The sequence below is a fragment of the Thiomonas sp. SCN 64-16 genome, assembly GCF_001725585.1.
Taxonomy (GTDB): Bacteria; Pseudomonadota; Gammaproteobacteria; order Burkholderiales; family Burkholderiaceae_C; genus Thiomonas; species Thiomonas arsenitoxydans.
In genome coordinates, this window is record NZ_MEGQ01000078.1 from 1 (window position 1) to 8,344 (window position 8,344).

At 65.6% G+C, this 8,344-nt stretch carries 9 protein-coding genes; 5 read left to right on the top strand and 4 right to left on the bottom strand.

The genetic code is table 11. The annotated features are described in order from the left end of the window. The first annotated feature begins 89 nt into the window (after positions 1-89). Both ABT24_RS14935 and ABT24_RS14940 read left to right on the top strand, forming a co-directional pair. Positions 90-1,253: a porin gene (locus ABT24_RS14935; RefSeq protein ID WP_276729636.1), complete on the top strand. Its 1,164-nt coding sequence runs from the start codon at positions 90-92 to the stop codon at positions 1,251-1,253. A 134-nt stretch (positions 1,254-1,387) separates the two neighbouring features. Further along, positions 1,388-1,813 carry a universal stress protein gene (locus tag ABT24_RS14940; RefSeq protein ID WP_276729634.1) on the top strand — a complete coding sequence of 142 codons (426 nt, stop codon included), beginning with the start codon at positions 1,388-1,390 and terminating at the stop codon, positions 1,811-1,813. Positions 1,814-1,840: 27 nt separating this feature from the next. On the opposite strand, the gene hrcA is transcribed toward ABT24_RS14940, so the two are convergent. Continuing rightward, positions 1,841-2,860, bottom strand: a complete 1,020-nt coding sequence (hrcA, locus tag ABT24_RS14945) for a heat-inducible transcriptional repressor HrcA (RefSeq protein WP_276729632.1) — start codon at positions 2,858-2,860, stop codon at positions 1,841-1,843. Between the two features lie 116 nt (positions 2,861-2,976). Here hrcA and ABT24_RS14950 point away from each other — a divergent pair, with 116 nt between their 5' ends. The 3 genes from ABT24_RS14950 to rapZ are packed head-to-tail and all read left to right on the top strand — an operon-like array spanning position 2,977 to position 6,529. Next, positions 2,977-3,870 (top strand): NAD kinase, encoded by an 894-nt coding sequence (locus tag ABT24_RS14950; RefSeq protein WP_276729629.1) that lies wholly within the window; start codon positions 2,977-2,979, stop codon positions 3,868-3,870. A gap of 26 nt (positions 3,871-3,896) precedes the next feature. Continuing rightward, complete coding sequence (gene recN / locus ABT24_RS14955; protein WP_276729625.1) at positions 3,897-5,573, top strand: DNA repair protein RecN; 1,677 nt, start codon at positions 3,897-3,899, stop codon at positions 5,571-5,573. Beyond that, on the top strand, positions 5,570-6,529 hold the full coding sequence (rapZ, locus tag ABT24_RS14960) for an RNase adapter RapZ (protein ID WP_276729623.1): 960 nt from the start codon (positions 5,570-5,572) through the stop codon (positions 6,527-6,529). Before recN ends, rapZ begins: the two co-directional genes overlap by 4 nt. On the opposite strand, the gene ABT24_RS14965 is transcribed toward rapZ, so the two are convergent. From ABT24_RS14965 to ABT24_RS14975, 3 genes are all read right to left on the bottom strand, one after another. Next, positions 6,490-6,678: a hypothetical protein gene (locus ABT24_RS14965; protein ID WP_276729621.1), complete on the bottom strand. Its 189-nt coding sequence runs from the start codon at positions 6,676-6,678 to the stop codon at positions 6,490-6,492. The two genes, rapZ and ABT24_RS14965, sit on opposite strands and share 40 nt — an antisense overlap. 11 nt (positions 6,679-6,689) lie before the next feature. After that, positions 6,690-7,844 (bottom strand): YeeE/YedE family protein, encoded by a 1,155-nt coding sequence (locus ABT24_RS14970; RefSeq protein ID WP_276729618.1) that lies wholly within the window; start codon positions 7,842-7,844, stop codon positions 6,690-6,692. Next, on the bottom strand, positions 7,829-8,344 hold a 516-nt coding region (locus ABT24_RS14975), incomplete at its 5' end, for a sulfurtransferase (RefSeq protein WP_286738184.1). The genes ABT24_RS14975 and ABT24_RS14970, both read right to left, overlap by 16 nt.

Here is an 8,344-nt window from a genome sequence, read left to right on the forward strand (position 1 = left end):
CAACAGGAGTCGGCTTAAGCACAAGGTTTTTGTGTCAGGCAGGCCCGGCTCCCGGGCAGGTTGTTCAACAAATCTCTGGAGATGTACTCATGAAAAAAACCCTCCTCTCGCTGGCATTGTTCGGCGCATTCAGCGGTGCGGCCATGGCTGCTGACAATGTCCAGCTTTATGGCATCGTCGACCTTGGCGTGCAGCATCTTTCTTACGACAACACCACCGTGAACCGTCTGGGCTCCGGCATTCAGTCCGGCTCGCGCATCGGCTTGAAGGGCACGGAAGATCTGGGCGGCGGTCTGTCGGCCGTGTTCCAGTTGGAAACCGGTTTCTGTGCCAACGGTAACAATGCCAGCGCATACGGTGGTGCTGGCCAAGGCGCACAAGCGCAAGCTGGTGGCAGCTATTGCACCAGCGGCTCGACCTTCATGGGCCGCACCAGCATGGTTGGCCTGACTGGTGGCTTCGGTACCGTGGCACTGGGCCGTATGTACAGCCCGTTCTTCAATGCTGCTGCAACTGCCGACCCGTTTGGCGCAGGCTTGAATGGCACGATCACTAACTTGGACGTTGGTGCGGGTGACTATGTTCGCGTGTCTCAAACCATGGCGTACATGACTCCGACATTTGCAGGCTTTCAGGGAACGGTTGCGTATGGTTTCGGTGGTCAGCCGGGCAACAACTCCAATGGTCGCGCTTATAACTTGGCATTGACCTATGACAACGGCCCAATCTCCGCAGGCGCCACGTATTTGGAGCACAACTATTCTTCAACTACAGCCCTTGCGACTTCGGCTTTCCTTCTTGATGCAACCGGTCGCAGCATGACCCCTAGCGATGGATATATCAAGAATAAGCTGTGGAACATATACGGCGCTTATGATTTTGGCGTAGCCAAGGTGAGTGCGTACTATGCACAAGAGAAGTATGGCGATGGCTCTGTAATGGTTGGTGGTGGCCAAAACCCCAATCTCAAGATCTGGATGCTGGGTGCTACCGTGCCCGTTGGCCCTGGCGCTATTCTCGTCAGCTACGGCCAGCGGAAGGACAGCAACCTGGATCAGTCCACCGTCAAACAAGCTGCCATCGGGTATACCTACGCACTGTCGAAGCGTACCAACCTGTACACTTCTTACGCCCACATCAGCAACCAAAACAATGTCGATCAGTACGTCGGCGACGCAACGTTGTTTAGCTCCGGTTCGATGGGTGGGCAGTCTTCCAGCGGCTTCTCCCTGGGCATCCGTCACAAGTTCTGATCAGCGCAAGCTGCTCTAGCAACTGCTTTGAAAGCCGCCTTCGGGCGGCTTTTTTTCGACTGTATAAATCGCAAAAAGGCCAGGGAGCGGTCGTGTTGCGGCAGGCATAATGCCCGCACAGGGAGGGTTGTTCAATGTACATTGTTCTACCGGTCGACGGATCGACTTACACCGCGCGGGCTGCGCAGGTTCTGGTGCAGCAGGTGCGGCAATACAAGGAGCCGCCGCGCATTACCCTGCTCACGGTGGCGCTGTCCATCGGCACGCCGCTGGCGCGCGCGCAACTGAGCAAGGCCACGCTGGACGCGTATTACCGCGACGTCAGCGCGCAGGCGCTGGCGCCCGCTGAAGGCGTGCTGAAACAGGCCGGGCTGGCGTTCGAGTCTCGTTTTGTGGTGGGCGATCCGGCCGAGCAGATCGCCTCCGAGGTGGCGCGCCTGCAGCCCGACCTGCTCATCATGGGCACGCACGGCCACTCGGCGCTCAAGGGCTTCGTCATGGGCTCGGTGGCGAGCAAGGTGGTGGCGTCCACCACGGTGCCGGTGCTGCTGGTGCGGTGAGCCGCCGCGACGGCGCGTTAACAGGCCCTACCGCTGGCTCAGCGCATTGCCCACCAGCTTGGAGGTGATGTCCACGATCTGGATCATGCGGTCGTAGGCCATGCGGGTGGGGCCGATGACGCCGAGGGTGCCGACCACTTTGCCGTCGGCCGCATAGGGTGCGGTAATGACGGAGAGTTCTTCAAACGGCACGGCCTCGCTTTCGCCGCCGATGTAGATGCGCACGCCATCGGCACGGGCGGAGGCATCCATCAGTTTGAGCAACTGGGCTTTTTGTTCGAACAGATCGAAGAGTTGGCGCAGTTTGCCCAGATTGCCCGCAAAGTCGCCGATGCCGAGCAATTGCTGTTGCCCGGAGATGACGACTTGATCTTGCGGTTGCTGCAGCGCCTGACTGCCGGCCTGCACGCCGGCCTGCATGAGGGCGACGAGTTCGCTGCGCAGGTGTTCGACTTCGCTGCCGAGCTTTTGCGTGACCTGCTCGAAACTCAGGCCCGAAAAATGGGCGTTGAGGTAGTTGGTGGCGGTATTGAGTTCGTTCTGGCTGAGGGCGTGCGGCCAGTGCAGCATGCGGTTTTGCACATCGCCCTCGGGGCTGACGATGATGAGCAGAATGCGATGTTCACTCAAGCGCAGAAACTCGATGTGGCGAAACGCGGCGCTGCGCTGCGGCGCCAGCACCACGCCGACGAATTGCGACAGGCTGGACATGAGCTGCGCCGCGCGCATCATCACTTGCTGGGGCGGGGCGGTGTCGATGTGCTGTTGCAGCGTCTGCGGCAGCAGGTCGGTTGGCATCTGCGGCTGGGCGGTGAGCATGGTGTCGACAAATACCCGGTAGCCGCGCGGGGTTGGAATGCGCCCGGCCGAGGTGTGCGGGCTGGCGATCAGGCCCATGTCTTCGAGATCGGCCATGACGTTGCGGATGGTGGCCGCGGACAACTCCAGCCCCGAAGCGCGCGACAACGTGCGCGAACCCACCGGCTGACCGTCGGCGATGTAGTGTTCGATCAGGGTTTTGAGCAGCAGTCGGGCGCGTTCGTCCATGAGCAAATTTTAGGCCGCAGACGGCGCGCGGGCACGACACGCTACGCTGGACTTGCGCCTGTGCTGTAATTTGCCGCCAGGGCGGTGTTCTCCGCCGTGCCTCAACTTTGAACCCCATGCCCCGTACCGTGTTCCAGCAGGTCTTGCTGATCGGCAAGTATCAGGCGCCGCAGGCGCAGCGCAAACTTGGCGAGATTGCCGCGCGGCTGAGCCGGGCCGGAGTGGAGGTCTGGGTGGGCGAGCTCACCGCGCAGCACACCGAGCTGCCTTACCCGGTGCTGCGCAGCAGCGAACTGGCCGAGCGCACCGCGCAGGGCGGCTGGGTGGCGGTGGTGCTGGGCGGCGACGGCACCATGCTGGGTGCGGCTCGCAGGCTCGCTCCGCTGAAAGTGCCGCTGGTGGGCATCAACGCAGGGCGGCTGGGCTTCATGACCGATATCGCCGACAGCGACTGGGAGCCCGCGATCGACGGACTGATGGCCGGCGACTTCGAGCGCGAGGAGCGCGCCATGCTCAGCGGCGCGGTGGAGCGTGCGGGGCAGACCATTTTCAGCGCCATTGCGGTGAATGATGTGGTGGTCAATCGCAACGGCGCGTCGGGGCTGGTGGAGCTGAAGGTGGAGGTGGACGGGCGCTTCATGTATGTGCAGCGGGCAGACGGCCTGATCGTCGCCACGCCGACGGGCTCCACGGCCTATGCGCTGTCGGCCTACGGGCCCATTCTGTACCCCAGCGTGGACGGTGTGGTGCTGGTGCCGATTGCGCCGCATACCCTGTCGAATCGCCCCATCGTGCTGCCGGGCGGTGCCGATATCGTGATCGAGGTCGTCACGCCGCGCGACGTGAGCGTGAACTTCGACATGCAGAGCTATGCCGAGCTGATCGGCGGCGATCGCATCCGCATCGGGCAGGCGCCGCATCGCTGCGTGTTTCTTCACCCGCCGGGTTGGAGCTATTTCTCCACCCTGCGCCGGAAACTTCATTGGCATGAAGTGCCCGATGAATCCTGAAAATTTGCGTCTTTTCCCACTGAGCCATGCTGCTGCATCTGCATTTGCGCGACTTTGTCATCGTTCCCGAGCTCGACATCGATCTGGCGGGGGGCTTCACCGTGCTCACCGGAGAAACCGGCGCGGGCAAATCCATCCTGATCGACGCGCTCAAGCTAGCGCTGGGCGAGCGCGCCGACAGCAGTGTGGTGCGCGCGGGGGCGCAGCGCGCAGAGATCAGCGCCGAGTTCAGCCTGAGCCCGCCGCTGGCCGCCTGGCTGGACGAGCAGGGATTCGCCGCCGAGGCCGACACGCTGCTGCTGCGCCGCGTGATCGACGCGCAGGGCAAGTCGCGCGGCTTTCTCAACGGCAGCCCGGCTACCGCCGCGCAACTCAAGGCCGCGGGGGAATGGCTGGTGGACATTCATGGGCAGCACGCCTATCAGGGGCTGGTACGGCGCGAAGTCGTCACCCACCTGCTCGACGGCTACGCCGGGGCGCAAGACGAAGCCCGGGCCGTCGCGCTCGCCTGGGCCCAGTGGCGCGATGCCGACGCGGCCTTGCAGCAGGCCAGGGGCGACGTCGGTGCGTTGGCCGAGGAGCGCGAGCGCCTGCAGTGGCAGTGCGAGGAACTCGATCGCCTGCGTCCTGCCGAGGGCGAGTGGGCCACGCTGGAGAGCGAACACAAGCGACTGGCGCATGTCAGCAGTCTGCTCGAAGACTTCGCTCTGGCGCAGGGGGCGCTTGACGGCGAGGACGTGAGTGCGCTGTCTTTGCTGGCGCAGGCGCAGCAGGCGCTGGAGCGAGCGGCGCAGGTCGATGCCGGGCTGCAGCCGCTGGTGCAGCAGATCGACGCGGCGCAAACCAGCCTGAGCGACCTCAGTCACGAACTGCGCCGTCTGGCCGAACGTACCGAGGCCGACCCGCAGCGTCTGGCCGAACTCGACGCCCGGCTTTCGGGCTGGATGAATCTCGCGCGCAAGCATCGCGTGGCGGCGGCCGACCTGCCGCAAACCCATCACGCCCTGCGAGACAAACTCCAGCAGCTCGACCGCAGTATCGACCTGCCCGCGCTGGAAAGCGCCGAACAGGCCGCGCAGGCCATGCTGCAGAAGGCGGCGGCCAAGCTGAGCACCAAACGCCGCAAGGCCGCGCAGCAACTGGCCAAGGCGGTGCAGGCGGCCATGCAGGAACTGGGCATGCCCGGCGGGCGATTCGATGTGGCGCTCACCCCGCTCGACGCCGTGGGCGCGCGTGGGGCCGAGGCGGTGGAACTGCAGGTGGCGGCGCATCCCGGCGCGGAACTGCGGGCGCTGGGCAAGGTGGCCAGCGGCGGCGAGCTGTCGCGCATCGCCCTGGCCGTCGCCGTGACCACCAGCGCCCTGCAAGACACCGAAACCCTGATTTTCGACGAGGTCGATGCAGGCATCGGCGGCGCCGTGGCGCAAACCGTGGGACGGCTGCTGCGCCGCCTGGGGGGCGACCGGCAGGTGCTGGCCGTCACCCATCTGGCGCAGGTGGCCGCTTGCGCGCAGCAGCATTTCGCGGTGCGCAAGCACAGCACGGACGGGCAGACCGCCAGCCTGCTCGACGCGCTCGACCCGTCACAACGGCGCAGCGAGATCGCCCGTATGCTGGGCGGCAACGCGCAATCGAGCGCCGCGCTGGAGCATGCCAGCGAGCTGCTCTCGGCTTGCGAAACCCCGTCCGTGGAAACCCGATGAGCCCGTCTGAAACCGCTGCTGTCCCAACGCCTGCCGATGCGCGATCGACCCACCAGCTGGTGCTGATTTCCGGGCTGTCCGGCTCGGGCAAATCGGTGGCGCTGACCGCGCTGGAAGACTCCGGCTATTACTGCGTGGACAACCTGCCGCCGCAACTCATCACCCCGCTGGTCGAGCAGACCCGCGCTTCGGGGCAAAAGCGCGTGGCCGTCGCGGTGGACGCGCGCAGCGCCGAGTCGCTGGCCGACGTGCCGCGCCTGCTCGAAAACCTGCGGGCCAGCTGCGAGGTGCACGCGATCTACCTCGACTGCGCCACCGACACGCTGGTGCAGCGATTTTCGGAAACCCGCCGCCGCCACCCGCTCACCAGCCGCGTGACCGCGCAGCAGATCGGCAACCTTGCTGCCGCCCGCGGCGAGGGCTACGCCAACGCGCTGATCGAATCCATCGAGATAGAGCGCGAACTGCTGAGCCCGGTGGCCGAGATCGGCCTGCACATCGACACCAGCCAGATGAAGTCGGCTCAGTTGCGCGACTGGATCAAGCAGACCGTGCGGGTGCAGGCCAGCCAGATGGTGGTGCTGTTCGAGTCGTTCGCGTTCAAGCGCGGCGTGCCGCTCGACGCCGACTATGTGTTCGACGTGCGCATGCTGCCCAACCCGCACTACGACCCGGTGCTGCGGCCCCTCACCGGGCGCGACGCCCCCGTGGCCGAGTTTCTGCTGCGCCAGCCCGAGGTGCTGCAGATGCAGGCCGACATCAGCGGGTTTTTGCAGCGCTGGCTACCCAAACTGGCCGCCGATCACCGCAGCTATGTCGGCGTGGCCATCGGCTGTACCGGTGGGCAGCATCGTTCGGTGTACTTGAGCGAACAACTCAGCCGCGCTTTCGCCAGCCAGTACACCGTACTGCTGCGTCACCGCGAGTTGGGCGCGACGGGGTCGAGCGAGCAGTGACCCGCGTCCGCCGCCGGGCCGTTGCCCAGTGCGAGGGGAGGCGGTTCGGCAAACCGGTCGTGCGGCGTGCTTACGCGCCAGTCCAGCACCAGCAGCACGACCACGGCGGCCCAGAACAGGGCGATCAGCCAGGGAAATTTTCGGTGCATCGTTCGCATTTTCAATCCGCCATCCCTAGACGATGGCGCACGCGCACGCCTACCAGGCTGCCCGCGAACGCGCAGGCGAACCATACCCAGCCGTGCAGGCTGCCGGTGGCGATGCCCGAGAAATACGCTCCGACATTGCAGCCGAAGGCCAGCCGCGAGCTATAGCCCAGCAGCAAGCCGGCAACAACGGAAGCCAGCCATTGCCGTGCGGGCAGGCTCACCGCTGGGCTGGCTTTTCCGCGCCAGCTGGCAGCGATGAGCGCGCCCAGCAACAAACCCAGATCGGTGACGCTGGTGTTGTCGGCCAATACCGTGGCGTGCAACTGCGCCTGCTGGGCCGGCAGGCCCCAGAAGGCGTTGCCGCTCAGATCGAAGCCCAGCGCCTGCACGATCTTGGCGCCCCAAAGACCCAGGCCGTAAACAATGCCCCAAGGCTGCCCGGCAACCACCAGATTGGCGGCCGCCAGCAGCCCCAGGCCGATGGCGGCCCACCACACCGCAGGCCCGCGCCAGCGTGAAGGTTGCGTGCCGCGAAACCTCCACAACAGCGCGGCCAGCAGGGCGAGGGCCGCAAGCTGGACGATCAGCGTTTCGGTGGCCCCGAGGCGGTGCACCAGATTGACCGGCGGCAGCGCGCCCAGCGATAGCCAGGCTGGAAGCTGTGCTGCGCCGAGAAAGCTGCCGAACACGAAGGCGGGCAGCACGGCAAGACTCACCGGATGACCGAGACCCGCCTTGTACAAAGTGCCCGAGCCGCAGCCATCGGCGACCTGCATGGCGGCGCCGAACACGAACGCGCCTATCAGCAGACTGATGGAAAGCGGCCCATCGGCGCCCTGCAGCGCGGGCTGCGCGGCCAGCAGAGGCACGCTGATGAGCATGGCCACCGCGATGCCGACGAATTGCGCCCAAAGCCCTATGGTGTCGCGGCGGGTGATCCATACCCTCCAGCCGGTGGTGAAGCCGAAGGCGGCCGCCGAAAGCAGCACGCCATAGCCCAGGCCGATCAACCAGAGCAGGCCCTGCCGCCAGCCGACCAGCCAGGTGATGGCGGCAAACCCGGCCAGACCGCCGAGCATCAACAGGCTGCGGCCAAGGCGGCGTTGTCCTTGATTTATGGTCTGCGCCGCTGTGGTGTGAAGCGTCGAATTCAGAGTGCTTGCCATGTCTGTTCCAGTTGCTGCCAGAGTTGCTGCCAGCGGGTGGGGACATGCGCCATGGGGGCGTCGGCGCGCGACCAGTCCACCATCGAGCCGGGGTAGAGCGCCACATGCGGGCGGTGCAGCACTTCGGACAGCACGAACCAGTTGGTTGCGGCCCAGTGGCCGGTATTGCAGAACGAGACGATCTGCACGGCGCCGGGCTGCTGCGGCAACTGAGCCGCGATTCGCTGCAGCGTGGACACAGCGGGCAGGGCGCCGCTGCCCGGCTCAAACCAGCGCAGATTGTCGAAGTCCAGCGCGCCGGGCAGGGTGCCGGGGCGAATTGCTGCGGGGGCTTTTTCGCGGCCCAGATAAAAGGCACGGGGGCGCGCGTCCAGCAGCAACGTGCTGGGGTGGCCGAGAGCGTGCGCCACTTCGGGTCGGGTGGCGAGCAGGGCGTCGTCGAGTTGCGGGGTGAACGTGCTGGGCGTCGGCGCGGGCGTGGGCTGGCGGGTGAGCGGCAG

What these genes read in the sequence shown, in the direction of transcription:
- recN (WP_276729625.1), top strand. Translation starts at nt 3,897, where the DNA reads ATGCTGCTGCATCTGCATTTGCGCGACTTTGTCATCGTTCCCGAGCTC.
- ABT24_RS14940 (WP_276729634.1), top strand. Translation starts at nt 1,388, where the DNA reads ATGTACATTGTTCTACCGGTCGACGGATCGACTTACACCGCGCGGGCT.
- rapZ (WP_276729623.1), top strand. Translation starts at nt 5,570, where the DNA reads ATGAGCCCGTCTGAAACCGCTGCTGTCCCAACGCCTGCCGATGCGCGA.
- ABT24_RS14970 (WP_276729618.1), bottom strand. Translation starts at nt 7,844, where the DNA reads ATGGCAAGCACTCTGAATTCGACGCTTCACACCACAGCGGCGCAGACC.
- hrcA (WP_276729632.1), bottom strand. Translation starts at nt 2,860, where the DNA reads ATGGACGAACGCGCCCGACTGCTGCTCAAAACCCTGATCGAACACTAC.
- ABT24_RS14965 (WP_276729621.1), bottom strand. Translation starts at nt 6,678, where the DNA reads ATGCACCGAAAATTTCCCTGGCTGATCGCCCTGTTCTGGGCCGCCGTG.
- ABT24_RS14935 (WP_276729636.1), top strand. Translation starts at nt 90, where the DNA reads ATGAAAAAAACCCTCCTCTCGCTGGCATTGTTCGGCGCATTCAGCGGT.
- ABT24_RS14950 (WP_276729629.1), top strand. Translation starts at nt 2,977, where the DNA reads ATGCCCCGTACCGTGTTCCAGCAGGTCTTGCTGATCGGCAAGTATCAG.